This window comes from Sphingomonas sp. 37zxx (assembly GCF_000786205.1).
Taxonomy (GTDB): Bacteria; Pseudomonadota; Alphaproteobacteria; order Sphingomonadales; family Sphingomonadaceae; genus Sphingomonas.
Genome location: NZ_JROH01000005.1, coordinates 142176 through 165902, shown reverse-complemented (window position 1 = coordinate 165902; position 23727 = coordinate 142176). Strand labels below are relative to the sequence as shown.

General features: G+C 65.6%; 25 protein-coding genes. 16 read left to right on the top strand and 9 right to left on the bottom strand.

Going from position 1 to position 23727, the window contains the following annotated elements; all coding sequences use genetic code 11:
• Nucleotides 1–4: 4 nt before the first annotated feature.
• Both murJ and secB read right to left on the bottom strand, forming a co-directional pair.
• Nucleotides 5–1564: a murein biosynthesis integral membrane protein MurJ gene (gene murJ, locus QU44_RS03770; protein ID WP_033920151.1), complete on the bottom strand. Its 1560-nt coding sequence runs from the start codon at nucleotides 1562–1564 to the stop codon at nucleotides 5–7.
• A 51-nt stretch (nucleotides 1565–1615) separates the two neighbouring features.
• Nucleotides 1616–2137 (bottom strand): protein-export chaperone SecB, encoded by a 522-nt coding sequence (secB, locus tag QU44_RS03765; RefSeq protein ID WP_033920150.1) that lies wholly within the window; start codon nucleotides 2135–2137, stop codon nucleotides 1616–1618.
• Nucleotides 2138–2343: 206 nt separating this feature from the next.
• Here secB and QU44_RS03760 point away from each other — a divergent pair, with 206 nt between their 5' ends.
• The 4 genes from QU44_RS03760 (at nucleotide 2344) to QU44_RS03745 (ending at nucleotide 6567) form a co-directional block, all read left to right on the top strand.
• Complete coding sequence (locus tag QU44_RS03760) at nucleotides 2344–2964, top strand: Tim44 domain-containing protein (protein WP_033920149.1); 621 nt, start codon at nucleotides 2344–2346, stop codon at nucleotides 2962–2964.
• 25 nt (nucleotides 2965–2989) lie between these two features.
• On the top strand, nucleotides 2990–4246 hold the full coding sequence (mltA, locus tag QU44_RS03755) for a murein transglycosylase A (protein ID WP_033920148.1): 1257 nt from the start codon (nucleotides 2990–2992) through the stop codon (nucleotides 4244–4246).
• On the top strand, nucleotides 4227–4811 hold the full coding sequence (locus QU44_RS03750; RefSeq protein ID WP_033920147.1) for a Smr/MutS family protein: 585 nt from the start codon (nucleotides 4227–4229) through the stop codon (nucleotides 4809–4811). Before mltA ends, QU44_RS03750 begins: the two co-directional genes overlap by 20 nt.
• Before the next feature lie 91 nt (nucleotides 4812–4902).
• Nucleotides 4903–6567, top strand: coding sequence for a putative bifunctional diguanylate cyclase/phosphodiesterase (locus QU44_RS03745; RefSeq protein WP_033920146.1), 1665 nt, complete (start codon nucleotides 4903–4905; stop codon nucleotides 6565–6567).
• On the opposite strand, the gene dapE is transcribed toward QU44_RS03745, so the two are convergent.
• The 3 genes from dapE to QU44_RS03730 are packed head-to-tail and all read right to left on the bottom strand — an operon-like array spanning nucleotide 6545 to nucleotide 10234.
• Entirely contained in the window at nucleotides 6545–7681 is a 1137-nt protein-coding gene (dapE, locus tag QU44_RS03740; RefSeq protein WP_033920205.1) for a succinyl-diaminopimelate desuccinylase, read from the bottom strand. The genes QU44_RS03745 and dapE overlap by 23 nt on opposite strands.
• Nucleotides 7682–7741: 60 nt before the next feature.
• Nucleotides 7742–9508 (bottom strand): sensor domain-containing phosphodiesterase, encoded by a 1767-nt coding sequence (locus tag QU44_RS03735; protein WP_033920145.1) that lies wholly within the window; start codon nucleotides 9506–9508, stop codon nucleotides 7742–7744.
• A gap of 57 nt (nucleotides 9509–9565) precedes the next feature.
• Complete coding sequence (locus tag QU44_RS03730) at nucleotides 9566–10234, bottom strand: glutathione S-transferase family protein (RefSeq protein ID WP_033920144.1); 669 nt, start codon at nucleotides 10232–10234, stop codon at nucleotides 9566–9568.
• Nucleotides 10235–10312: 78 nt separating this feature from the next.
• Here QU44_RS03730 and ccmC point away from each other — a divergent pair, with 78 nt between their 5' ends.
• The 7 genes from ccmC to QU44_RS03700 are packed head-to-tail and all read left to right on the top strand — an operon-like array spanning nucleotide 10313 to nucleotide 15249.
• On the top strand, nucleotides 10313–11125 hold the full coding sequence (gene ccmC, locus QU44_RS03725) for a heme ABC transporter permease CcmC (RefSeq protein ID WP_081987846.1): 813 nt from the start codon (nucleotides 10313–10315) through the stop codon (nucleotides 11123–11125).
• Nucleotides 11122–11250: a hypothetical protein gene (locus QU44_RS18835; protein WP_269429158.1), complete on the top strand. Its 129-nt coding sequence runs from the start codon at nucleotides 11122–11124 to the stop codon at nucleotides 11248–11250. The genes ccmC and QU44_RS18835 overlap by 4 nt, the downstream gene beginning before the upstream one ends.
• Nucleotides 11247–11681 carry a cytochrome c maturation protein CcmE gene (ccmE, locus tag QU44_RS03720; protein WP_033920143.1) on the top strand — a complete coding sequence of 145 codons (435 nt, stop codon included), beginning with the start codon at nucleotides 11247–11249 and terminating at the stop codon, nucleotides 11679–11681. Before QU44_RS18835 ends, ccmE begins: the two co-directional genes overlap by 4 nt.
• Nucleotides 11678–13636 (top strand): heme lyase CcmF/NrfE family subunit, encoded by a 1959-nt coding sequence (locus QU44_RS03715; RefSeq protein ID WP_033920142.1) that lies wholly within the window; start codon nucleotides 11678–11680, stop codon nucleotides 13634–13636. Before ccmE ends, QU44_RS03715 begins: the two co-directional genes overlap by 4 nt.
• Nucleotides 13633–14160 (top strand): redoxin family protein, encoded by a 528-nt coding sequence (locus QU44_RS03710; protein ID WP_033920141.1) that lies wholly within the window; start codon nucleotides 13633–13635, stop codon nucleotides 14158–14160. The genes QU44_RS03715 and QU44_RS03710 overlap by 4 nt, the downstream gene beginning before the upstream one ends.
• An 11-nt stretch (nucleotides 14161–14171) precedes the next feature.
• A complete protein-coding gene (locus QU44_RS03705) occupies nucleotides 14172–14564 on the top strand; it encodes a cytochrome c-type biogenesis protein (protein ID WP_033920201.1) in 393 nt (130 codons plus the stop codon).
• Between the two features lie 37 nt (nucleotides 14565–14601).
• A complete protein-coding gene (locus tag QU44_RS03700) occupies nucleotides 14602–15249 on the top strand; it encodes a tetratricopeptide repeat protein (protein WP_033920199.1) in 648 nt (215 codons plus the stop codon).
• 20 nt (nucleotides 15250–15269) lie between these two features.
• On the opposite strand, the gene QU44_RS03695 is transcribed toward QU44_RS03700, so the two are convergent.
• Nucleotides 15270–16061, bottom strand: a complete 792-nt coding sequence (locus tag QU44_RS03695; RefSeq protein ID WP_033920140.1) for a DUF2189 domain-containing protein — start codon at nucleotides 16059–16061, stop codon at nucleotides 15270–15272.
• A 111-nt stretch (nucleotides 16062–16172) separates the two neighbouring features.
• A complete protein-coding gene (locus QU44_RS03690; protein ID WP_033920198.1) occupies nucleotides 16173–16649 on the bottom strand; it encodes a TspO/MBR family protein in 477 nt (158 codons plus the stop codon).
• A gap of 53 nt (nucleotides 16650–16702) precedes the next feature.
• Between QU44_RS03690 and QU44_RS03685 the strand changes: the two genes are divergently transcribed.
• Genes QU44_RS03685 through QU44_RS18115 form a run of 4 tightly spaced genes read left to right on the top strand, consistent with a single transcriptional unit; the run spans nucleotide 16703 to nucleotide 20380 of the window.
• The gene (locus QU44_RS03685; protein WP_033920139.1) at nucleotides 16703–17674 is read left to right on the top strand and encodes an ATP-binding protein; all 972 of its coding nucleotides are present in this window, start codon (nucleotides 16703–16705) and stop codon (nucleotides 17672–17674) included.
• Nucleotides 17671–19362: a magnesium chelatase subunit D gene (locus QU44_RS03680; RefSeq protein WP_033920138.1), complete on the top strand. Its 1692-nt coding sequence runs from the start codon at nucleotides 17671–17673 to the stop codon at nucleotides 19360–19362. Before QU44_RS03685 ends, QU44_RS03680 begins: the two co-directional genes overlap by 4 nt.
• Entirely contained in the window at nucleotides 19359–20243 is an 885-nt protein-coding gene (gene bchO / locus QU44_RS03675; protein ID WP_033920137.1) for an alpha/beta fold hydrolase BchO, read from the top strand. Before QU44_RS03680 ends, bchO begins: the two co-directional genes overlap by 4 nt.
• Nucleotides 20240–20380: a hypothetical protein gene (locus QU44_RS18115; RefSeq protein WP_156140907.1), complete on the top strand. Its 141-nt coding sequence runs from the start codon at nucleotides 20240–20242 to the stop codon at nucleotides 20378–20380. Before bchO ends, QU44_RS18115 begins: the two co-directional genes overlap by 4 nt.
• On the opposite strand, the gene QU44_RS03670 is transcribed toward QU44_RS18115, so the two are convergent.
• On the bottom strand, nucleotides 20372–21274 hold the full coding sequence (locus QU44_RS03670) for a hydratase (RefSeq protein ID WP_231621600.1): 903 nt from the start codon (nucleotides 21272–21274) through the stop codon (nucleotides 20372–20374). The two genes, QU44_RS18115 and QU44_RS03670, sit on opposite strands and share 9 nt — an antisense overlap.
• Entirely contained in the window at nucleotides 21205–22473 is a 1269-nt protein-coding gene (locus tag QU44_RS03665) for a phytoene desaturase family protein (protein WP_033920136.1), read from the bottom strand. The genes QU44_RS03670 and QU44_RS03665 overlap by 70 nt, the downstream gene beginning before the upstream one ends.
• Nucleotides 22474–22547: 74 nt before the next feature.
• Here QU44_RS03665 and QU44_RS03660 point away from each other — a divergent pair, with 74 nt between their 5' ends.
• Nucleotides 22548–23654 carry a methyltransferase gene (locus tag QU44_RS03660; protein ID WP_033920135.1) on the top strand — a complete coding sequence of 369 codons (1107 nt, stop codon included), beginning with the start codon at nucleotides 22548–22550 and terminating at the stop codon, nucleotides 23652–23654.
• Nucleotides 23655–23727: the final 73 nt, after the last annotated feature.

Here is a 23727-nt window from a genome sequence, read left to right as displayed (position 1 = left end):
TGGTTCAAACGGGGCGGCGGCGGAGCGCCTTGAGGTCCGACGGGCGATAGGCACCCGTCGCGAAACACGCAGCGGCATAGACCAGCCCGCCGCCCGCGACCAGCGCGCCGAGCCCGGCGATGCGGACCAGCACGCTGCCGGTGGTGTAGGGGTCGATCAGCCAGTCGAGCATGTAGAGTGCGCCGCCCATCACCAGCGCGGCGACCGCGAGGCGGGGCAGGCGGCGCTTGAGCTGCGCGTCGGCAACGAAATGCCCGCGCCGGCGCAGCATCCAATAGAGCAGCGCCATGTTGACCAGTGCCGACAACGCTGTTGCCAGCGGCGGCCCCATAAAGCCGATCGTGGGGATGAGGATGAGATTGCCGATCAGGTTAACCGCCACCGCGATCATCGCAAACCGCACCGGCGTTCTGGTGTCGGCGCGCGCGTAAAATCCGGGGGTGAGTACCTTGATCATCACATAGGCGGGCAGACCAATCGAGAAGGCCGACAGCGCAAGGGCGGCAGCGCTGGTATCTGCGGCGGTGAACGCACCGTGCTGGAAGATACCGCGAACGATCGGCTCGGCGGCAACCAGGAATGCAACGGTCGCGGGGAGGGTGAGGAACAGCGCGAGTTCGATTCCACGATTCTGCGTCTCCATCGCCGCCTGATCATCGCCAGCGGCGAGCATCCGCGAGAGGGTGGGCAATAGGATAGTGCCAAGGCCGATGCCGATCAGCCCCAGCGGCAACTGGTTCAGCCGGTCGGCGTAATAGAGATACGAGATCGAGCCCGCTTCGAGCAGCCCGCCTGCCAATGCGGTCGAGACCGCCAGATTGATCTGGGTCGCGCCAGCGCCGATCGCCGCTGGCAGGATCAGCCGCAGCAACTCGCGGACGTCGTTGTCAATTCGCGGCAGCCGCAGGCGAAGGCTGATGCCGGCGCGGCGGCAGGCCAGGATCAGCCACAGCAATTGCAGCGCACCGCCGACGGTAACCGCGATCGCCTGTGCGCGGGCGGTTTCATAGGGGTTGTCGCCGTGGAAAAACCACAGCGCCGCGATCATCGCGATGTTGAGCAGGATCGGTGCGGCGGCGTTGGCGGCGAACTTGCCGAGCGAGGTGAGGATACCACCGAGCAGCGAGACGATCGAGATCAGGGCCAGATAGGGAATGGTGATCCGCGACAGCGTGACGGCGAAGGCGAATTCGTCGGCGGTTGGGTCATCGAACCCGCCCGACAGCGCCAGCGTCAGCGGATCGGCGGCGATCATCAGCAGCGCGGTGAAGCCGATCAGGATCGGCAGCAGCAACGCCAACGCGCGGCCGGCAAAGTCATAGGCGGCGGCATAATCGCGTTCGGCCCCGACCTTGCGGTTGAACAGCGGGATGAACGCCGCGTTGAACGCACCCTCCGCAAACAGCGCGCGGAACATGTTCGGCAACTTGAACGCGACCAGGAATGCGTCCGACGCGAAGCTCGCGCCGACAAAGGTCGCCTGCAGCGAATCGCGCACCAGCGCGAGCACCCGGCTCACGAGCGTCAGGCCGCCAACCGATCCGAGCGCGCGGGTGAGGTTCATGGAAACCTTTGCTGAACTAAGCCCCTCCCTGCCAGGGAGGGGCAAGAGCGGTCAGGCGTGACCGATGCCGTCGCCGGCGATTTCGCCGGTCTGGGCGGCGGCTGCCTGTGCCTGCTGCTGGAAATACAGCGCGCCGAAATCGATCGGTTCGAGCAGCAGCGGCGGGAAGCCACCGTCACGCACCGCATCGGCAAGCACGCGGCGCGCGAAGGGGAACAGGATGCGCGGCGCTTCGCCCAGCAGGAAGGGCTGAAGATGCTCGTTCGGGATGTTCCGCAGACCAAACAGGCCGGCGAACGACAATTCGCACAGATACATGACCTGGCCTTCGATCTCGCCGCGTGCTTCGATCTTCAGCACGACTTCATGAACGTCCTCGCCCACCTGTGCCGCGCCGATATTGAACTGCACGTCGAGCTTGGGGGCACCCTGCACCTGATAGATGGCCGGGGCGTTCGGATTTTCGAACGACAGATCCTTCACATATTGCGACAGCACATTGGCCATCGGTGCGGTATCTTCGCCATTGGCTGCGGGCTGGCCGAAGCCCTCGGCATTCTCCTGCGCGTCCATCGGATAGGCCCTTTCTTCATGGTGGCGGGCACGCCAGGCGCGCCGAATATTGGAAAGCGCGGCGACTAGCAGGGCCGCCCCGCCAGTTCAACGGCAAGAGAGGTGCCGAAGGACATGGGCGACGCCATTTGAATCCAGCGCCGCTTGCGCCTATGTTGAGGATCGAACTCGTCGGAGGCACGGTGCTCTACGTTATTCTTCTTGCAATGGTCGCGGGCTTTTTAGCGCTGCGACTCTATTCGGTACTGGGCAAGCGCACGGGCCACGAACAGCCTTTGCCCAAGCCGGCCGAGGATCGCGTCGCCACATTGCCGGTGCCGCGATCGATCGACCTGCCCGCCGAAACGCGCGACACGGTCAATCGCCTGATCGAGCCAAAGGCAGAAAACGGTATCCGCGCGCTGGTCGCCGCCGATCCGTCGTTCGACCTGACGCAGTTCGTCGAAGGGTCGAAATCGGCCTATCGCATGATCCTGGAAGCCTATTGGAAGGGCGATCGCGAGACGCTCGACTGGCTGGTCGAGGCCGATGTTAAGGCGGCGTTTGAAGGTGCGATCGACGCGCGCGCCGCCGCCGGCGAAACGCTGGAAAACCGGCTGGTGTCGATCGAGCGCGCAGTGGTTTCCGATGCCGCCGTTGACGGCGGCGTTGCGCGAGTGACGGTTCGCTTCGATGCCGACATCGCTGCGGTAACGCGCGGGGCCGAGGGCAATGTCGTGGCCGGATCGCTGAGCGATGCAGTGGAAACCCATGACGTGTGGACCTTCTCCCGCAGCCTTCGCAGCGATGATCCCAACTGGAAGCTGGCCGAGACTGACGAAGTCTGACGCGGGCGGCGGGAGCTTGATCGACATGCGCGCCCTTGGGGGGATCGCGCTGGCTGTTGTGCTGGCGTCTTGCACCAACGCCATCGTTCCCAACGGGATCGAGCCCGGTCGAGCGGTTCTGCCGGGTGGCCCCGCGGCTGGTGCCGATGTGGCGCGCAATCCGGTGGCCGCCCGACCTTTGGCTCCGGTCGATGCCCCCGAAGCACCTGCTGCGGCATCGAGCGCCAGCGTGGCGGGCGTGGTTGCCGGGCCTTTGATCGCATCGCTGCCGATCGATGTTGCGGGTGCGGAGCGCGCGCTCGCGGCGTTTCGCATCAGTTGTTCTTCGCTGCAAAAGCGGAATGATGCGAGCGGCCTGACCCGGGGAGCCGATTGGGCCAAGCCCTGCGCCGAGGCACAGCGTGCGGGTAATGCCCGCGCCTTTTTCGCCGCCAATTTTGAAACCGTGCAGATTGCTGACGGCCGCGCTTTCGCGACGGGCTATTATGAGCCGGAAATTCGCGGCGCGCGGGTGCGACAGACGGGCTATGAAACGCCGGTCTATGCCAAGCCTGCCGATCTGATCGAGGCCGATATGGGGCTGTTCGCGTCCGACCTGGCCGATCGCAAATTTCGCGGGCGGGTGCGGAACGGTGCTTTCGTGCCCTATTACGATCGAACCCAGATCGAGTCGGGTGCGCTGGCGGGCAAGGGGCTGGAGATCGCCTGGGCCGCTGATCCGATCGAGTTATTCTTTTTGCAGGTGCAAGGGTCGGGGCGGCTGCGCTTGCCCGACGGATCGGTGATGCGGATCGGCTATGCCAGTCAGAATGGCCAGCCTTATACCGGCATCGGCAAGCTGATGCGCGATCGCGGGCTGTTGCAGCCGGGACAGGCATCGATGCAGGGGATCATGGCGTATCTGCGCGCCAACCCCGCCGAAGGTCAGGCGGTCATGCGCGAGAACAAAAGCTATGTGTTCTTCCGCGAATTGACCGGACCGGGGCCGCTAGGGGCATTGGGGCTGCCGGTGAGCGCGCAGGCGAGTGTTGCCGCCGATCCGCGCTTCGTGCCGCTGGGCGCGCCGGTATTCCTGTCGATGGATCGCCCCGATGCCAATGGCATCTGGGTGGCGCAGGATACCGGCGGCGCGATCAAGGGGGCAAACCGCTTCGATACCTTTTGGGGCGCGGGCGAGGACGCGCGCGCGATCGCCGGCGGCATGTCGGCACGCGGCACCGCCTTTATCCTGGTGCCGCGCGGTACATTGGCACGGCTGCGCAGTGCCCAGCCGACACCTTAGCCCCGAGGAAGCTGCGCTGTGGGCGCGGGTGATGGCATCGGTGCGCCCGATCGAGGGCAGGGCCAAGCCAGTTGCGCCGGCGGCAGTGCCCGCAGTTCTGCCCAAGCCGGTGGTGGCTAAAGCGCCACCGGGCAAGCTGGTCAAACCGAAACCCAAGGTGGTCGCCGCGCCGATCGTGGCTGTCCGGCCGCCCGCTACGCCCAAAGCGGCAGCGCAGGCCACGCTCGATGGAGGTTGGGACCGGCGATTGTCGCGCGGGCTGGTATCGCCCGAAAGCTCGATCGACTTGCATGGCCACACGCTGGCGACGGCCCATCGGGTGCTGGATGCCGGGCTGGCGGACGCGGTTGCGCGGGGGGACCGGGTGTTGCTGCTCGTCACCGGCAGGCCGCCGCGCGCCGATGCCGAGCGACCCTATGGCCGGGGAGCGATTCGCGCCGCAGTTGGCGACTGGATCGCAGGGTCGCACCATGCCGAGCGAATCGCGGCGGTGCGGGGGGCACATCCCCGTCATGGTGGTGCAGGAGCGCTGTATATTGTATTGCGGCGAAAACGGACGTTATAATAGCCGATAATTTATTAATCTCTTTCTTTGATATACTGGAGCGCGAGCAGCCGTTTGCAGTAACGGCGGGCAAGGGGAAGTACCGCAACGGATGAAGAGCTTCTCGCTCACGAGCAGGGCGATTCCTTTCGCTATGTGTGCGGGCGGAATGGTTGCGTTGCTGACTTTGTCTGCGGCTGCCAGTCCATTGTCACCGATTGTTATCGCTATCTGCTGCGCCTTGTTCTGCTGGGGCGCGGCGAAGCAGGCTTCATCGGTCCAGGCAGGTGCGCTCGACGCCGCGATCCAGCGACTGACCCGTGCGGCGCATGGCGATCTGCAAAGCCCCGTTCCCGCTGAAGTCGGTCGAGCGGAACCGGCACTGGCCGGCGCGATGGCCAAGCTTTTCCGGCAGCTCCACGGCAGTTTCGAAGATGTACACCGGCTGGCGATGTACGATCCTGTGACCGCGCTGCCTAACCGCGTGAGCTTTCAGCGGTCGTGCGAGCGGCTGTTGGCCGAGGGCCATCCTCAGGCTGTCGCCGCGCTGTTCTTCATCGACCTCGATCGATTCAAGGCGGTCAATGACACGCTGGGGCATGAAACCGGCGATATATTGCTGGGGATGGTGGCGGATCGGATTCGCGCGATTGCCACCGGCTATGCCGCGCCCACGCCCGAATCGCAGCCGCTGATCGGTCGGCTGGCGGGCGATGAATTCACGATGTTCTTTCCGGCGCTTGCCGAAACGGTCGAGGCAGAGCGGATCGGTCGAGCGATCCAGCTTGCGCTTGGCGAACCATTTGAAGTGACGGATCAGGAGGTGCGGATCGGGGCGTCGATCGGGATCGCGATCCGACCGCAACATGGCGAAGACTTGGCCGATCTCATGCGCGCCGCCGATGCGGCGATGTATTATGCCAAGGCGCAAGGGCGCGGCCGCGCCGAATATTTCACCGATAGCCTGGCCGCCGACATTGCCAACCGGGCGCAATTGGAAAGCGATTTGCGCCAGGCGGTGGGCAAGGATCAGTTCGCGTTGGTGTTTCAGCCGCAGGTCAGCGCCCGCGACGGGCGGATCGTGGGAGCCGAAGCGCTGCTGCGTTGGCGGCATCCCGATGGGTTGAAGCTTCCCGCTGCTTTCATCCAACGCGCTGAGGAAACCGGCTTGATCGTTGAAATCGGCGACTGGGTGGTCGAATCGGTTGCGGCGACCATCGCGCGCTGGGCGCGGTTGGGAATACAGCAGCGAATGGCGGTGAATATCAGCCAGCGCCAGATCGATCATGTGCTGTTCTTTCGCCGCCTGCGAGCGGCGATGCATGCAGCGCAGGCCCCAGCGTCGCTGCTTGAGCTTGAGATCACCGAGACGTTGGCAATGAATTGCAGCGCCGAGGTGATCGCCGCGATTGGCGCGATCCGCACCGATGGCGCGACGGTGGCGATCGATGATTTCGGCACAGGCTATTCCAATCTGGCGCGCTTGCGCGAACTGCCGGTCGACCGGATCAAGCTGGACCCGTGCGTGATTGAAAAGGTGGCGACCGATCATGCGGCGAGGGCGATCGCGCAGGCGGTGATCGCGCTGATTCACGGCCTGGGTTGCGAAGCGGTGGCCGAGGGCATCGAAACCGCAGCGCAGGCCGAGGTGTTGCGGATTATCGGCTGCGACGTGTTGCAGGGCTACGCCATCGCCCGGCCGATGGACGAGCGATCGTTCCTCGCCTGGGCGCAGACGACGCGCGTGCCGTTGCTCAGCCCAGCGTTTGGCGGATGATACCCGCGTAGATCGCGCGGAGGGTGACCAGGTCATCGACCGCGACTGCCTCGTCCAGCTTGTGCATCGTCGCGTTGCACAGGCCGAATTCGACCACCGGGCATAGTTTCGACAGGAAGCGCGCATCCGACGTGCCACCGCTGGTCGATAATGCAGGCCGGATGCCGATTTGCGCTTCGACCGAGTCGCCGATGATGGTCGACAGCTTGCCCGGCTGGGTGAGGAAGGCTTCGCCCGAAACGCGGGCGACGACGCGGGCTTTGGGGGCGTGGCGATGGACCAGCGCCTCGATCAAGGTCGCCAGTTCGTTGCCGCGATGCAGATCGTTGAACCGGATGCTGATCCGTGCCGATGCCTGTGCCGGGATGACATTGGTCGCCGGATTGCCGACGGTGATGTCGGTCACTTCGATGTTCGACGGCTGAAACCAGTCGGTGCCGTGGTCGAGCACGATCGAGTCGATCTCGGCCAGAATCGCTATCAGCCGCGGAATCGGATTGTCGGCCAGATGCGGGTAGGCGACATGCCCCTGTCGACCCGGAACATCGATCCAGATGTTCACCGAGCCGCGACGACCGATCTTCATCATGTCGCCAAGGCGATCGACGCTGGTGGGTTCGCCGACGATGCACAGGTCGGGCGCGATGCCACGCTTGGCCATGCGATCGATGAGCGCGAGCGTGCCGAAGGTCGCCGGGCCTTCCTCGTCGCCGGTGATGATGAGGCTGAGCGTGCCGCTGGGTTGCGGATCGGCGCAGGCGGCGACGAACGCACCGATCGCGCCCTTCATATCGACCGCGCCGCGCCCGTATAGCAGCCCGCCGCGAATCTCGGGGGCAAAGGGTGCGCTGGTCCAGCCGATACCGGGGGGAACGACATCGAGATGGCCGGCAAAGGCCAGATGGGTGCCACCTTCGCCGCGAATCGCCAGCAGGTTTTCGACCGGACCGTCGGGTGCCTCGCCGACGACGAAGCGATCGACGGCGAAGCCCAGTGGCAGCAGCATCGCCTCCAACACGTCGAACACCGCCCCGCGCGCGGGCGTCACGCTGTCAGCCGCGAGCAGCGCGGTGGTAAGGACGATCGGATCGGGCAAAATGGCGGTGGTCTGCATCCTATCGCGCATCGCCCAAGCATCGACGCGGCGCAATCCCGGCAATGGCATCAGATGGCATCAGGCGGCAGCGCGCTCGGCTTGCTGGTCGGCGAACCATTGTTCGAACGCCGCCGCTTCCATCGGGCGCGCGAAATAATAGCCCTGGGCTTCGTCACAGCCCATCGCCGACAGCAGGTCGGCCTCTTCGGCGGTCTCGACACCTTCGCTGACAACCCGATAACCAAGGTCGTGCGAAAGCGAGATCATCGATCGCACCAAGGTCTGCTCGCGCGCTCCCAGCGTCAGACGCCGGATGAAGGATTGATCGATCTTCACGATCTTGGCGGGCAGGCGTTGCAAATAGGCCAGGCTGCTCTGGCCGATGCCAAAATCATCGATCGCCAAATTGACGCCGACCGAATCGATCGCGGTCAATTGGCCGAGCGCGCGGGCGGCATTTTCCATCGCCGCGCTCTCGGTCACTTCGATTTCGAGCATCGCCGGGAGGATACGGTGCTTGAGCAGATATAGCTGCACCCGCTGGGCGAAATCGCTTTCATCGAGATTGACGGCCGACACGTTGATCGAAAGCTGTAGGTCCATCCCCGATGCCAGCCAGGTCGCCAGTTGCGCGAGACCCGTATCGAGGACGCGGGCGGTGGTCGGCCGCGCCAGCGACGTCTGCTCGATGATCGGGATGAACTCGGCGGGGGAAACCTCGCCCAATATCGGGTGGTTCCAGCGCAGCAGTGCCTCCGCCCCCACGCAACGGCGCGAGGCAAGATCGATCCGCGGCTGATACACCAGCCGCAATTGTTCGGGCGATTCGAGCGCTGCACTGAAATCCTCGAGCAGCGAGAAACGACGGCAATGCGTCGAATCCTCGAGGGCCGAATAAAAACTGATCGCTGATTCGGCCTGGCGTGCATCGAGCGCGGCGCTGTGTGCAGTTCGCATCACGTCACTGGGCGGCGTCTCGCCAGTCACGAAGGGGGCAATGCCGATCACCGCAGTGACCCCGAATCGCATTTCCGATCCCTTTTGCAGCCGCGTCAGCAGCGATCCGAGCCTTCGGATGTAATAGCGCTCGTCGACATCGGGCGGAGCCAGGAACGCGAACTTGGTCGAGGCGACGTGGTAGGCGGCCCGTTTTGGTCCGAGCACCGATCGCAACACGCGGGCGCTTTGCTGTACGATCGTATCGAGATACCCCGAACCCATCGCCCGCACGCCGTTGTTCAGCTGTTCGATTCGAGCGAGGTCGAGCAACACGACCAAGCGTCGCACGCCAGGGGTGTCGCGACCCAGATCATCAAGGTCGTCGCTGAACTGGATCCGGTTGGGCAGGCCGCTGAGCGCGTCGACCCGGCCGATCGCGTGGCTGAGCTCGATCTGCGCCATCACCATTTGCGCCAAATCGTCGAGCGCAGCCATTTCCGCTTCACTGGCGGCGCGGGGGTCGGGGCCAAGCACACAGAGCGAACCCAAGCCGAACCCTTCGCGCGTCACCAATGGCGCGCCGGCATAGAAGCGGATGCCCTGTTGGCTCAAAATGCAGTCGTGATAGCGTTCATCTAGCAGCAGATCGGGAATGACCATCGACTGATTGTTTTCGGCAACCTCCGCGCAAGGTGCCTGATCGCGGGGGATCGAGTCGTACGTGCAGCCGACGCGCGATTTAAACCATTGGCGATCGTGATCGGTGAGCGAAACCGCCGAAATCGGCAGGTTGAAAATCTGGCTGGCCAGCCGCGTGATCCGGTCGAACGCTTCGCTGGGCGCGGTGTCGAGCAGGTTCAGGCGATGCAATGCGTCGAGGCGCGCTTCCTCAATTCGATTGGCCATTTTCCTATCATAGGTCGATGGCGATTGATGCGATGCGTGTCGGCTGTTTTATGAACTTCAGGCGGCGGGGGTTTGCTCATATTGTTCGAGCACCCATTCCTCCTCCTGCGCGCAGGCGATCCAATCCTGCATGCAAGGGTGGGCGATCACCGCGTTCATATATGGCCCGGCAAAGCGGGCGAAGGGCAGCGAATAGGTGATGATCCGTGTCACCACCGGCGCGAACATGATGTCGACCGCGCCCCAGGTGCCGAACAGGAATTCGCCGTCACCGCCGAAGCGCGCTCTGGCTTGTGCCCAAAGCTCCATGATCCGGCCCAGATCGGCCAGCACATCGGCGTCGGGTTGGCCGGGTTCATATACCTGGCGGATATTCATCGGATGCTTGCGGCGTAGCGCGGCATAGCTCGAATGCATTTCGGCCGCCATCGACCGCGCCATCGCGCGCGCGGCGGCATCGGCGGGCCAGAAACGATCGTCGCCGGTCTTTTCGTTGAGATATTCGATGATCGCCAGGCTGTCCCAGATCACCACATCGCCATCCCACAGGATCGGCACTTTGCCCGATGACGGCGCGAATTCATCGCCCTCGCGGCGCTGTTCCCATGCCTGATCGTACAGCGGCACGACGACTTCCTCGAAAGCCAGCCCCGCATGTTTTACCGCGAGCCAGCCGCGAAGCGACCAGGATGAATAGGCCTTGTTGCCCAGGATCAGCTTTAGCATGTCGTGGAGGTAGCCGGGCGAGGGCGGTGCGGCAACCGGGGAAGATGTCGTTCTGCCTTGCCGCCAAGTCGAAGACGGATGGATCGATGTTGCGCCGCAGCGTCGATTTGTGATGCTACCGCCCCAGAGGCCAGTAGATTCGCTGCGTATTTCGCTTATGGTCAGGGTATCGTGATTCACGCGCTAGCCAATCCTGTCCGCTTTCTGAAGATTGCGAAGCCGTTGACGCCGGTATTGATATGGGGCGGGCTGGCGCTGTTGCTGTTCGGCGCATGGGCCGGGCTCACGCAAACACCCCCCGATTACCTGCAGGGCGAGACGGTGCGTATCCTGTATCTGCATGTTCCCGCCGCTTGGCTGGGCATGGGCGGATGGAGCGGGATTGCGATTTCGAGCATCGCCTATCTGGTGTGGCGGCATCCCTTGGCTGCAGTTTCGGCCCGCGCATGTGCGGTGCCGGGAGCGCTGTTTGCCGCGATCTGCCTGGCCACCGGATCGATCTGGGGGCGTCCGACCTGGGGGACGTGGTGGCAATGGGACGGTCGGCTGACGTCGATGCTGCTGCTGTTTTTTGTCTACCTTGCCTATATAGCGCTTTCGCGGGCCGATGCGGCGCGCGGCGGTGATGCGCGCATCCCGGCATTGTTCGGGGTGGCGGGCACCGTATTGCTGCCGATCATCCGCTATTCAGTGGTATGGTGGAACACGCTGCACCAAGGACAGAGCCTCAGCTTGACCAAATCGACGATCGACAATGCTATTTTGTGGCCGCTGGCGTTTACGCTGACGGGCTTCAGCCTGTTGTTCGCAGGGATCGTGTTGATGCGGATGCGGGCGATCCTGGCTTCCTCGAAAGTTGAGGCGCGGATGCGCCGGATGGCAGCGGCATGAGTCAGTGGTTTTTCGTGATCGCCGCCTATGGCGTCGCGGTGGTGGGAACGGGGGCGATCCTGATCGACAGCTACCGTTCGATGCGCCGCGCCGAGGATGCGGCAGATAAGGTGCGCCGGCGATGAAAGCGAAACATCAGCGATTGCTGCTGGCCGGGCTGGGACTGGTCGCGGTCATGGGGGCAAGTGGCCTGGCATTGTCGGCGTTGCAGGACGAGGCAGCGTTTTTTTATGCCCCGGCGGATGTTGCGGGCAAGGCACCGCCGGTTGGCCGCGCGGTTCGACTGGGTGGGATGGTCGAGGCGGGATCGATCAAGCCGCAGCCCGATGGCGTTTCGATCCATTTCGTGGTGACCGATGGCAAGGCGACAGTGCCGGTGCGCTTCAGCGGTATCGCGCCCGATTTGTTCAAGGAAGATTCGGGCGTGGTCGCTGAGGGGATGTTCCAGCCCGACGGCAGCTTCACCGCCACCAACCTGTTGGCGAAGCATGACGAACGCTACATGCCGCCCGAAATGGCGGGCAAGATGGCTGCTGCCGAGACACTGAAACCATGATCGCCGAAGCTGGACTTGCGGCGCTGTGGCTCGCCGCAGCGCTGGCCCTGCTGCAACTGGTGCTGGCAGGGCTTGGGTTATGGATGGGGCGACCGGACGGGGTGTCGGCAGAGCGGGCGGCAACCGCCGCGCAGCTTATCGCCGGGGTTCGCCCGGTCGCGATCGTTCAGGGTTTGCTCGCGGCGTTGTCGTTCGGGTTGCTGATCGTGCTGTTCGTCCAATCCGACATGTCGGTCGTGCTGGTCGCGCAAAACAGCCATTCGGCCAAGCCGCTGATGTACAAAATTGCCGGTGCCTGGGGCAATCACGAAGGCTCGATGCTGTTGTGGGTCACCGTGCTGGCGATCGCCGGCGGGGCGATCGCGATTGTCGAGCGGCGACTGAACGAAGGTACGTTGGTCGCAACGATGGCGGCGCAGGCGGCGATCGGGCTTGGCTTCTATGCCTTCCTGCTGATCGCGTCGAACCCGTTTGCTCGGCTGAACCCGGCGGCGGCCGAGGGCGCGGGGCTGAACCCGCTGCTGCAAGACCCCGGCCTCGCCTTCCATCCGCCGACCTTGTATTTCGGCTATGTCGGGCTGTCGGTGGCGTTTTCATTCGCGGTCGGTGCGCTGGTGATGCGCGATGTCGGGCCGGCCTTTGCGCGCGCGATGCGCCCTTGGGTGCTCGGCGCTTGGGTGTTCCTGACGATCGGGATCACGGCGGGCAGCTATTGGGCCTATTACGAGCTGGGCTGGGGCGGCTGGTGGTTTTGGGACCCGGTCGAGAACGCCTCGCTGATGCCGTGGCTGGCGGCGACCGCGCTGCTACATTCGGTGACGGTGCTGGCGACGCGCGACGGGCTGCGATCCTGGACGATCATGCTGGCGGTGGTGGCGTTCAGCATGTCGATGATCGGCACCTTCCTGGTCCGGTCGGGCATCCTCACCAGCGTCCATGCCTTTGCCGTTGATCCTAGCCGGGGTAGCTTCATCCTGGCGCTGTTGATCTTGTATATCGGCGGCGCGCTGGTGCTGTTTGGCTTGCGGATCGGCAGTGTGAAGCAGGGTTCGACCTTTGAACTGGTGAGCCGCGAAGGCGGGCTTATCTTCAACAATCTGTTGTTGTCGGTGATCCTGGGGATAGTGTTGATCGGCACGTTGTATCCGATCGTCGCGCAGGCGATGGGGACGCAATTGTCGGTGGGGCCGCCGTTTTTCAACAAGACCACCGCGCCGATCGCGCTGCTGCTGATGCTGGGCATGGCGGTGGGGCCGATGATCCGCTGGCGGCGCGACGAGGGCAAGGAATTGATCGGGCGGATGACCGCGCCACTTGCCGCCGGGCTGGCGGGGCTGGTGGCGGTGTTCGTGATCGCCCCCGATACCGCGATCCTGCCGCTGCTGGGGTTGGGCTTTGCCTTCGGGCTGGCGGTGGCGAGTGTCGCGCCGCTGTGGAAGCGCAACCTGCGCCGCACACCGTTGTTCACCTATGGCATGGTCGTCGCGCATCTGGGCGTTGCGGTGAGCGTGGCGGGGATGGCGAGCGAAGCCGCCTTCACGCAGGAGAAACTGGTTGCGGTGCGGGTGGGGCAGGTGACGCAGGTCGGACCCTATTCGGTGGTCCTAGAAGGGATCAAGCCCGCGATCGGGCCGAACTGGTCGGCGCTGGAAGGGCGGCTGCGCGTGCAGCGCGGCGATGCTGCGCCGTTCATCATGGGGCCGCAGAGCCGCTTTTTCTCCGCGCCGCCGACGGTGACCAGCGAAGCCGCGATCGAAACAGTGTTCGACGGGCAGCTTTACACCGTGCTGGGTCAGCCCGATGGCGAGGGGCGCTGGCAGCTTCGTTTATGGTGGAAGCCGTTCGTGACGCTGATCTGGCTAGGCGGCGTGTTGATCGGGTTGGGCGGGCTGTTGTCGCTGATCGGCCGGGTGGTGCGGGAACGGCGGTTGCCCGCGCGGATGGCGACGGCATGAAGAAATTGCTGTTGTGGGTGCCGTTATTGGTGTTCGCCGGGCTGGTCGCGCTTGCCGTGCACGGGCTGTACCGCCCGAACGACCCGACGATCCGGTCGGCGCTGGTGGGCAAGCCGCTGCCCGATGTGACGCTAAAGCCGATGCTGCCGGGCAAGCCGGGGTTGGCGCTGAACGACGATCCCGGCGGCAAGCCCCGGCTGGTGAATGTGTTCGCAAGCTGGTGTGTGCCGTGCATTGCCGAAGCGCCGCAACTGATGCGGCTGAAGGCGGCGGGGGTGGCGATCGACGCGATAGCCATTCGCGATACCGCCCCGGCGATTACCCGCTTTCTGGCCGCGCATGGCGATCCGTATCGCCGCATCGGCGACGATCCCCGAAGCGCGGTGCAGCTGGCGCTGGGATCATCGGGCGTGCCCGAAACCTTTGTAGTCGATGCCAAGGGGTTGATCACGATGCAGCATATCGGCCCGATCAATGAGGGCGATGTGCCGGTCATTCTGGCGGCACTGGAGGAGGCACGGTGAAGCGGCTGACGATGCTGGCCCTGCTGGCCGCGACTCCGCTGGCAGCGCAGCAATCGGCGGTGCCGCAGGCCGAACTGGCCTGGAAACAGCTGCCCGACCCCGCCAAGGAAGCCGAGGCGCGGGGGCTGATGGAGGAGCTGCGCTGCCTAGTGTGTCAGGGCCAGTCGATTGCCGATAGCGACGCCGACATGGCGGGCGACATGCGAGCGTTGGTGCGCGAGCGGGTGGGGCAGGGAGAAAGCGCTGCCGAGGTCCGCGCCTGGCTGATCGAGCGTTATGGCGATTATGTGAGTTACGATCCGCCGGTGAGCGGCGCTTCGGTGCCGCTGTGGATCGCGCCGATCGTGTTGCTGATCCTGGGTGCGGGTATTGCCGCGCGCAGTTTTCGGCGGCGCTCAAGATGATGGGCAAGATGACGCGCAAGATGGTGGGACAGCGCTGATGGGCTGGCTTGCGCTTGCGGTGTTGGGCCTTGGCGCGGGGGCGGCCTTGTGGTGGCTCGGCGCGCCGCGGATGTTGTCGACGTTGATGGCGGCGGCGCTGCTATTGGGTGCCACCGGCTATGCGCTGCAGGGCCAGCCGATGCAACCGGCAGCGCCAGTGGCGACCGGCGATCAGGGATTGCAGGTCGATCCCGGGCTGATCGATTTCCGCGCAGCGATCCTGGGCGAACGCCATCGCGCGGCGATGAGCCTGGCCGACGCGGCGATGGCGCGCGGCGACAAGGGCGAGGCGGTGCGTATCCTGATCGACGCAGTACGCCGCTCGCCGAACGATCCCGGCACCTGGACGGCGCTGGGCACGATGCTGGCGGTGCATGACGGCCAGCAATTGTCGCCGGCGGCGCGATTTGCCTTTGCACAAGCGGTGCGGCTCGATCCCAAGGCACCGGGGCCGCCGTTCTTCCTGGGAATTTCGCTGTTGAACGCGGGCGAGATCGATCAGGCGCGGACGGCCTGGGCGCAGGCGCTTGCGCTTACCCCCGCCAATGCCCCTTATCGCGGTGACATCGTCGAACGGCTGGCGGTGGTCGATCGCTTTCGCGCGATGATGCAGGGTGCCCCGCGTCAGGTGCCGCCCGCGCGCTGACGCAGACGGCCCCGGTCGCTTTAGCGGACGACCAGCCGGGTGTATAAATGCCAGGTGGCATAGCCGAGCCAAGGCAGCACCACCGCCAGCCCCACGCCGAACGGGATGGTGCCCAACACCAGCAACGCGGCTACGCGCAGCCCCCAGCCGATGGTTTCGCCCGGATTGCGCCGTGCCGCAGCGATCGAGGTGGCGACTGCAGTGTGCGCTTCGACCGGCTGGTCGACCACCATCGGGAAAGCAACGAACGAAACGGTGATCGCAACCAGCGCGAAGCCGAGGCCGACCAGATTGCCGATCACGATCATCGCCCAGCCCGATTCGGTGGTGAAGATGCGGCTGATCTCGCTGGCGCGCATCGGGCCGTCTGCGCCGAAGGTGAGGGCATAAATGGCATAAGCCGCCGCCAACCAGCCGATGAACAGCCCGGTCAGCATCAGCGTGAGCATCGCGATCGGCGTTCGGCTGCGCCCTTTCAGCGGATCGAGAAAGTGCCACCAGGTCGAATCGATCCCCGCTTCGCGTCGCCGGGCCAGCTCATAAAAGCCTGAAGCGACCGCAGGGCCGGCGATCGAAAGCCCTGCGACGAGCGGGAAGAATAAAGGAAACAGCGAATCGTTGAACGTCACCACTGCCGCGACGAAACACACCACCGGATAGATCACGCCGATGAACAACAAATCGCCGCGCTTTGCCCGGAAATCGCGCCACCCTTGCGCAAGCGCCCAATCCATATCCGCCTTTCCGATGCGTCGGACCTCAGCGATCGGCACGGCAGGAGACAAGGATTCCGGATGCACGGTGATTGCCATTGCGACTTCCTTTCTTGGGTTGGACTTTTTACTTTCCGGGCAGTGCGAACTTTCTTCTGGGTTGCTACGGGATCGGCGGCAGTCGATCGCTGCCGCCGCATATCGGTATAATCAGAACGGCAGGTTGCGGACCACGATCGCGCGGTTGAGCGCCGAGGCGAAACTGACCCAGGCGAGATAGGGCAGGACGAAGAACGCGGCGGTGCGCGAGATTGGCCACAGGCCGATGAACAGCGCCAGCACCGATGCCCACAGGAACACCACTTCGATCAGCGCCCAATCGGGCCGCCGGGCCATGAAGAATAGCGGGCTCCAGGCCAGGAAGAACACCGCGTTGACGCCGAACAGGATCAGGATGTCGCGCCGGGCGGCGGCATCGGGGGCGGCGTTCCACGCCATCACCGCCGCCGTGGCGGCGCAGGCCAGGATGATCGTCCAGGCGGGGCCGAATGCCCAGTTGGGCGGCTGCCATTCGGGCTTGGCGAGTTCGCGATACCAGCCGCCGATCGGTGTCGTGGCCCCGCCGGCAATGCCCAGCAGCAACGCCGCGCCGCCCGCAATCCAAACCGGTGCCCAACTGCTGCTCATCATATTCCAGTGTCCGTACTTGTGGAGTGTCCAACGCATGGTACACCTTTGGGATGCGAACACCTTTCCCTTTTTCGGCAATCGTCGGCCAGGACGAAATGAAACTGGCGCTGCTGATCGCGGCGGTCGATCCCCGCGTTGGCGGCGTGATGGTCTTTGGCGACCGGGGGACGGGCAAATCGACGGCAGTGCGGGCGCTGGCGGCATTGTTGCCGCCGATTGCTGCGGCGCGCGCGGGTTATCAGATCGCCGATGCGCCGCCGCCCAAGGGCAAGGTGCCGGTGCCCTTTGTCGACCTGCCGCTTGGCGCGACCGAGGATCGCGTCGTCGGTGCGCTCGATCTCGAAGCCGCGCTGGGACGCGGCGAGAAGCGGTTCGAGCCGGGGCTGCTAGCACGCGCCAATGGCGGGTTTTTATATATCGACGAGATCAACCTGCTTGAGGATCATATCGTCGACCTGCTGCTCGACGTTGCGGCATCTGGTGAAAATCTGGTCGAGCGCGAGGGGTTGAGCGTTCGCCACGCCGCGCGCTTCGTGCTGATCGGCAGCGGCAATCCCGAAGAAGGCGAGCTGCGGCCGCAATTGCTCGATCGTTTCGGGCTGTCGGTCGAGGTGCGGACCCCCAAGGGCATCCCCGAGCGCGTCGAAATCCTGAAACGCTGCGATGCGTTCGAGCGCGATCCGGCAGGCTTTACCGAGCATTGGGGCGCGTCGGAAAAGAAGACGTTGAAGCGGATCGCCAAGGGCCGCGATCTGGTGGGCGCGATCGAAGTGCCCGATGCGGTGCTCACGCGCGCGGCGCTGCTGTGCAGCACGGTCGGGGCCGATGGCCTGCGCGGCGAATTGACGCTGATGCGCGCGGCGCGCGCGCTGGCGGCGCTGGAGGGAAACAAGATCGTCGAGGCGACGCATCTCGATCGAGTCGCGCCGATGGCGCTGCGGCATCGGTTGCGGCGCAATCCGCTAGACGACAGTGGATCGAATGCGCGGATCGAGCGCGCCCTGGCCGAGCTGGCGGCATGAGCGGGTCGGGCCAGAGCGTGCCCGATGTGTTTGCCGATGCGATGCTGGCGGTGCGGCTGTTGCGGGTCGATCCGGCGCTGGGCGGTATTATCCTTCGCGGCGACGGCGCGGCGCGTGATGCGGTGGTCGCGGCGCTGTGCGAGGGCGCGGTAGTGCGGCGGGTGCCGCGCAATGTCGATCTCGATCGGCTGGTGGGCGGGCTCGATCTGGGCGCAACGCTGGCGGCGGGGCGACCGATCGCGCAGCGCGGGCTGCTGGCCGAAGCTAATGGCGGCGTGCTGGTGATGCCCGGTGCCGAGCGCGCCGATGACATGGTGGTGAGCCAGCTTTGCGCGGGGATGGATAGCGGCATGGTGGTGGTCGAACGCGACGGCGTGGCGCTGCGCGATGCGGCGCGGTTCGCGGTGGTCGCGCTCGACGACGGGATCGAGGAGGAGCGGATCGCCACCGGGCTGGCCGAGCGGCTGGCGTTCCGGTTCGACCTGTCGGGGGTCGCGGCAGATGCGTTTCGATTGCCCGACGCCGCTCCGACCGGCGAAGTCGCGGTCGATGACGAGCAACTTCGCGCAATCGCGGCTACGGCGGCGGCGCTGGGGGTCGAATCGGCCCGCGCCGCGCTGCTGACGCTGCGCGTGGCCAAGGCGATTGCGGCGCTGGGCGGATGGGAGGCGGTGTCCGATCTCGACATCGCTACTGCCGCGCGATTGGTGCTGGGGCCGCGCGCGACTCGGATGCCGGCTGCTGAGCCGGATGCCGATAGCGAACCGCCGCCACCGCCGCCGCCCGACGATCATCCGGGCGAGCAGGGCAATGGCGAAGTCCGCCGGCTCGACGACATGGTGCTTGAAGCGGCGCTGGCCAGCCTGCCGCGCGATGTCCTGGCGGCGATTGCGGCGGGGCAGGGGCGCGGGCCGATCAGCCGTTCGCGCGGCAAGGGGGCCAAGCGCAAATCGCCGACGCGCGGGCGCGCGATCGGCGTGCGCGCCGGGTTGCCGAGCGGCGGGCTGCGGCTGAGCCTGATCGATACCTTGCGTGCGGCGGCACCGTGGCAGCGGCTGCGCGGTCGCGATGATTCGCGGATTCGGGTGCGGCGCGACGACCTGCGTATTCGCCGGTTCGAAACGCGCGCCGAAGCGACGACGATCTTCGCGGTTGATGCCTCGGGATCGTCAGCGGTGGCGCGGCTGGCCGAGGCTAAGGGCGCGGTCGAGCTGTTGCTTGCCGAAGCTTATGTGAAGCGCGCGCAAGTCGCCTTGGTGGCGTTTCGCGGTGAGGGGGCCGAGATATTGCTGCCGCCGACGCGCAGCCTGGCGCGGGCCAAGCGCGCGCTGGCCGAACTGCCCGGCGGCGGGGGGACGCCGATCGCGGCGGGGCTGGCAGCGGCGCATGACCTGGCGCTGGCGGCGGCGGCAAAGGGGCGGACGCCGTTCGTGGTGGTGCTGAGCGACGGTCGGGCCAACATCGCCCTGGACGGCAGCACCAGCCGCGCGGCGGCGGCGGGCGATGCCGAGGCCGCGGCCAAGGCGATCGGCGAATCCGGGATTGCGGGGGCGTTCGTCGATATTTCGCCGCGCCCGCGTGCCGAAGGCGAGCGGCTGGCGGCGGCGATGGGCGCGCGATACCTGGCGCTGCCGCGCGCCGATGCGGGCACCATGCACGCGGCGGTGCGCGCGGTGGCTCCGGCATGACGCTGCGGTTCGACATCGAGGGTCGCGACTGGCCCAATCGCGTGGCGAGCCGGTTCGTCAATGTCGGGCGGATTCGCTTTCATGTGCAGGTGATGGGGCAGGGGCCGGCGCTATTGCTGCTGCACGGCACTGGTGCTGCGACGCATAGCTGGCGCGATCTGGCACCGATATTGGCGCAGGATTTCACGGTGATCGCGCCCGATCTGCCGGGGCATGGCTTTACCAGCGGGCGGCCGGTGGGCGGGCTGGCGATGCCGGCGATGGCGGGGGCGGTGGGCGATTTGCTCGACGCGATGGGCGAGCAGCCGCAGCTAGTGGTCGGCCATTCGGCGGGCGCGGCGATTGCGGTGCGCATGGCACTGGATGCGCAGGTTGCGCCCGAAGCGCTTGTCGGGCTGAACCCTGCGTTGCTGCCGTTTCCGGGCCTTGCGGCCAAATTATTCCCGACGCTGGCCAAGCTGTTGTTCGTCAACCCATTTGCCCCGCACATCTTCGCGCAGATTGCACGGGGATCGGGCGAGGTCGGGCGGTTTCTCGCGCGCAGCACCGGATCGACGATCGCGCCCGAGGGGGTCGAATGCTATGCGCGGCTGTTTCGCGATCCAGGGCATATCGGCGGCGCGCTGGCGATGATGGCCGAATGGGATCTCGACAGCTTCGCCGCGCGCCTGCCCGAATTGCGGGTGCCGTTGCTGTTGCTCCACGGCGATCGCGATGCGGCGGTGCCGGTGAAGGCAGCGACCGACGCCGCCGCGCGCGTGCCTGGCGCGGTGGTCGAGATCATTTCCGGCGCGGGCCATCTGGCGCATGAAGAACAGCCGGCGCAGATTGCCGCACGAATCCTGGGCTTCGCACGGCAACAGCGGGAGGTAGCGACATGAACAATCTGTACGGGCTGCTCGATGCGGCGATCGTCGTCATCCCGGTAATGGGCTTTGCCATCTGGCAATGGATGTCGGTCAGCCGCGAGATCGAGCGCGGTAAAGCAGCCAAGCCAAAGCCCACGCAATCAGAATAAAGCGCGCGGCATCCGATAGGGCAGCATGGCCTGGACCACCGTCGATGCGAACCGATTGAGCGACAGGCTTTCATGGACCGCAAACGCATCCTCGCCGAACAGGCGGGTTTGTAGGCCTGATCGTGCGTAGAAGGGTGCGTCGATCCAGGTCTTTCGCACCCTGGCCGCGTGGCCGACATCGACCCGCGTGCGGCGATCGACCAGCCAGCCCGATCGCGTCAACCGCTGCACCGGCGGTGCCTCGACATCGCGCCAGCGCCCTTGCCGATCGCAGAGCAGCGCCAGATCGAAGGGGCGACCATCGCGGCGAATCCCCTCATACAGCACCGCCACGTCGCGGCTTAGATGCGCGCGCGACCAGTGCCAGTCGCGAAAGCCGGTTTCGAGCGGCTCATCGCCGAAATTCGAATCGATATAGCCATTGCCGGTCCAACTGGTCCCCGGCCGGTCCATCTCCACCTCGATCCGCGCGCGCGGCGCGATCGGTTGCCAGCGGTGGCGCGCGGCGGGGTCCAGCGCGAAGCCGGTGTTGGTGACCAGGTCGGGGTAGAGCTTCACCCGCCCGCGCACCGGATAGGGGATCGGTGCCGAAATCTCGTTGATCTCGATCGTCAGGCAATCGCCGTCCCAGTGCATGGCGCTGGGGCCGACGGCGAAATGGTCGCGGTCGCGGGTGACATGTTTTGCGCCGCGCTCGGTCATCGCCCAGGCATTGGCGCGCGGGCCGCACAATGCGATGTTGATCGCGCAATGGTTATCGGGACGCTTGCGCCCCATCAGCTTGTAATAAGGCGAAAACACGCTGCCGATAAAGGCGATGATCGTCAGCCCGTATTGGCCGTCATCGCTGGTGGCGTCGATATACCACCAGGCATAGCCCTGCGGCGAAACCACGACGTCGAAGCGTGGTCCGCCGCCAGGCAATCGACGGCAAGGCTGGCGGACAAGGGGGCCATCGGCAGGCCCGCCGCGCCCGGATGGCAGCTCCCGCCCGCGCAATAGAGCCCAGGGATCCGCGTCCGGCTGCCCTGGCGCAGGAAGGGCACCGCCCACCCGCGCGAGGCCCGTCCATAAAGGGCTCCACCCGTCGACGGGCACAGCACTTCGAAGTCGGTCGGGGTTAGTAGCCGGGTTTCCCCAACTGCCGAACCGAGCGAAAGCCCGGCTTGCGACAGTCGTCGATGCATCGCCTGCGTGCATGATTCGATCTCCTGAGGGGGCAGCTTTTGCGTGTCGCCGATGGGCGGGGCGTTGACGTTGATCTGGAAGCGTTCGGGGCCGGCGGGGGCGTTGCCCAGATCGTCGCGGTCCTGCGCACAAACATAGACGCTCGGGTCGGCGGCGGGGCGTTGCGCTGCGAGCGCGTTGAATTCCGCCGGGTAATCGGGTGAGAAAAACACGTTGTGGCGCGTCAGCGGGAAGCCCGATGCCTGCGCCGTGGTCAGCCAAACCATCGCGCCAAGCGGCCGGCGCTCGGCGGGGCAGGCGAAGGGCGACGAGCCGCAATAGGTGGCATAGCGGCCGAAAAGCTGTTGCAGCCGGGGATCGGCGAAATGCTCGCCCAATGCGCGCCAAAGCGATTCATAGGGGCGAAGCGCAAAGGCGTCACCGACTCGCCGCATGGCAAGCCGCGCGGCGAGCGTCAGCGGATCGGCACGCGGGCGGCGCATGAAGGCGGGATCGAGCGCGTCGAAGATACGGGCGGCTTCGGTGCGGAAGCTACGGTAGTCGCGCGCCGCCGAGGCACCGGCGAAATCGCCGATCGCGGCTTCGCTGCGGGCGGGGTCGGCGAACAGATCGAGGCGATCATCGCTCCAGGCGTGGCGCGCGAGGATCGTCGCCGGTCGCAGCGTCAGGGGATCGTCGATCGCACTGCCGCAAGCGGTGAAAATATCGGCGAAGACATCACGCAGGGTGAAGACGGTCGGCCCGGCGTCGATCGCGTTGCCCACGACATCGATCGCGCGCAGCTTTCCGCCGGGCCGTGATTGGGCCTCGACCACCGTCACCGCATAGCCCCGCGCGCCAAGCAAGGCGGCGGCGACCAAGCCGCCGATACCGGCACCGATGATGACCATTTGATCGCGGGCCATGCCGCCTGCCTCTCTGCTCCAGTTGACTGCATCCTAACACCTGTCCAGAACAATGGACATATGGATTGTCCGAAATGATAGACGGATGGCGCGAGGGCTTTATCGCCCGGCGCAATCGCGTCCTCACCAGCCCGCGCTTCCAGCGATTTGCTGCGCGCTTCTGGCTGACCCGCCCGGTGGCGCGCAGCAAAGCGAGTGCGCTGTTCGATCTGGTCGCCGGCTTTGTCTATTCGCAGACACTGGCGGCGTTTTTGGAAGCGGGGATGCTCGATTGCCTGGCCGCAGGGCCGCGATCGGCCGGCGATCTGGCCGAGCGCGCCGATTTGCCGATCGAGGGGGCAGAACGTTTGCTGCGGGCGGCGGCGACGCTCGATCTGGTCGAGCCGCTGGCGGGAAATCGCTGGGTGCTGGGCAGTACAGGGGCGGCGTTGCTGGGCAATAGGGGCATCGTCGAAATGGTGGCGCACCACCGGCTGCTCTACGCCGATCTCGCCGATCCGCTGGCCTTGCTGCGCAAGGGTGGGGGCGGGACGCTGGGTGCCTATTGGCATTATGCGGGCGCATCGGGGCAGGGCGATGCTGCCGAGGTCGCGGCCTATTCGGCGCTGATGGCAGCATCGCAGCCGTTGGTCGCCGATCAGGTGATCGATGCCTATCGCTTTGATCGTCATGCACGAATCCTCGATGTGGGCGGCGGCGAAGGGGCGTTCGCGCTGTCGCTGGCCAGGCGAGTCGCCGGGCCGAAGCTGGCGATGTTCGACCTGCCGGCGGTGGCCGAGCGCGCCACTGCCCGATTCGCGGCGGCGGGGATGGCCGATCGGATCGCCAGCCACGGGGGTGATTTCATCGCCGGGCCGCTGCCATCGGGGCATGATTGCGTGTCGCTGATCCGCATTTTGCACGACCATGACGATGCGCCCGCGATGCAATTGCTGCGCAACATCCATGCGGCGCTTCCCCCCGGCGGACGGCTGGTGATCGGCGAGCCGATGGCCGATGCGGCGGGCGCGAGGCGGATGGGAGATGCCTATTTCGGCTGGTATCTGCTGGCGATGGGATCGGGTCGACCGCGCACCGCCGAAACCATTGTCGCGATGACAAAAGCGGCGGGTTTCAAGGAGTCATGGGCAGTGCCCACCGCGTTGCCGCTAACTACCGGCGTAGTTGTCTCGCAAAGTTGACATAAAAAGCGTCCAGAAGAATTGACATTAATCAACGTCGGGATAGAGTGACAGGTGCAGTAAGAGCTCAACC

Excerpts from the sequence above, each read along its gene's own strand:
- murJ (WP_033920151.1), bottom strand. The coding sequence starts at position 1,564 with ATGAACCTCACCCGCGCGCTCGGATCGGTTGGCGGCCTGACGCTCGTG.
- secB (WP_033920150.1), bottom strand. The coding sequence starts at position 2,137 with ATGGACGCGCAGGAGAATGCCGAGGGCTTCGGCCAGCCCGCAGCCAAT.
- QU44_RS03760 (WP_033920149.1), top strand. The coding sequence starts at position 2,344 with ATGGTCGCGGGCTTTTTAGCGCTGCGACTCTATTCGGTACTGGGCAAG.
- mltA (WP_033920148.1), top strand. The coding sequence starts at position 2,990 with ATGCGCGCCCTTGGGGGGATCGCGCTGGCTGTTGTGCTGGCGTCTTGC.
- QU44_RS03745 (WP_033920146.1), top strand. The coding sequence starts at position 4,903 with ATGAAGAGCTTCTCGCTCACGAGCAGGGCGATTCCTTTCGCTATGTGT.
- dapE (WP_033920205.1), bottom strand. The coding sequence starts at position 7,681 with ATGCAGACCACCGCCATTTTGCCCGATCCGATCGTCCTTACCACCGCG.
- QU44_RS03735 (WP_033920145.1), bottom strand. The coding sequence starts at position 9,508 with ATGGCCAATCGAATTGAGGAAGCGCGCCTCGACGCATTGCATCGCCTG.
- QU44_RS03730 (WP_033920144.1), bottom strand. The coding sequence starts at position 10,234 with ATGCTAAAGCTGATCCTGGGCAACAAGGCCTATTCATCCTGGTCGCTT.
- ccmC (WP_081987846.1), top strand. The coding sequence starts at position 10,313 with ATGGATCGATGTTGCGCCGCAGCGTCGATTTGTGATGCTACCGCCCCA.
- QU44_RS18835 (WP_269429158.1), top strand. The coding sequence starts at position 11,122 with ATGAGTCAGTGGTTTTTCGTGATCGCCGCCTATGGCGTCGCGGTGGTG.
- ccmE (WP_033920143.1), top strand. The coding sequence starts at position 11,247 with ATGAAAGCGAAACATCAGCGATTGCTGCTGGCCGGGCTGGGACTGGTC.
- QU44_RS03715 (WP_033920142.1), top strand. The coding sequence starts at position 11,678 with ATGATCGCCGAAGCTGGACTTGCGGCGCTGTGGCTCGCCGCAGCGCTG.
- QU44_RS03710 (WP_033920141.1), top strand. The coding sequence starts at position 13,633 with ATGAAGAAATTGCTGTTGTGGGTGCCGTTATTGGTGTTCGCCGGGCTG.
- QU44_RS03705 (WP_033920201.1), top strand. The coding sequence starts at position 14,172 with ATGCTGGCCCTGCTGGCCGCGACTCCGCTGGCAGCGCAGCAATCGGCG.
- QU44_RS03700 (WP_033920199.1), top strand. The coding sequence starts at position 14,602 with ATGGGCTGGCTTGCGCTTGCGGTGTTGGGCCTTGGCGCGGGGGCGGCC.
- QU44_RS03695 (WP_033920140.1), bottom strand. The coding sequence starts at position 16,061 with ATGGCAATCACCGTGCATCCGGAATCCTTGTCTCCTGCCGTGCCGATC.
- QU44_RS03690 (WP_033920198.1), bottom strand. The coding sequence starts at position 16,649 with ATGAGCAGCAGTTGGGCACCGGTTTGGATTGCGGGCGGCGCGGCGTTG.
- QU44_RS03685 (WP_033920139.1), top strand. The coding sequence starts at position 16,703 with ATGCGAACACCTTTCCCTTTTTCGGCAATCGTCGGCCAGGACGAAATG.
- QU44_RS03680 (WP_033920138.1), top strand. The coding sequence starts at position 17,671 with ATGAGCGGGTCGGGCCAGAGCGTGCCCGATGTGTTTGCCGATGCGATG.
- bchO (WP_033920137.1), top strand. The coding sequence starts at position 19,359 with ATGACGCTGCGGTTCGACATCGAGGGTCGCGACTGGCCCAATCGCGTG.
- QU44_RS18115 (WP_156140907.1), top strand. The coding sequence starts at position 20,240 with ATGAACAATCTGTACGGGCTGCTCGATGCGGCGATCGTCGTCATCCCG.
- QU44_RS03665 (WP_033920136.1), bottom strand. The coding sequence starts at position 22,473 with ATGGCCCGCGATCAAATGGTCATCATCGGTGCCGGTATCGGCGGCTTG.
- QU44_RS03660 (WP_033920135.1), top strand. The coding sequence starts at position 22,548 with ATGATAGACGGATGGCGCGAGGGCTTTATCGCCCGGCGCAATCGCGTC.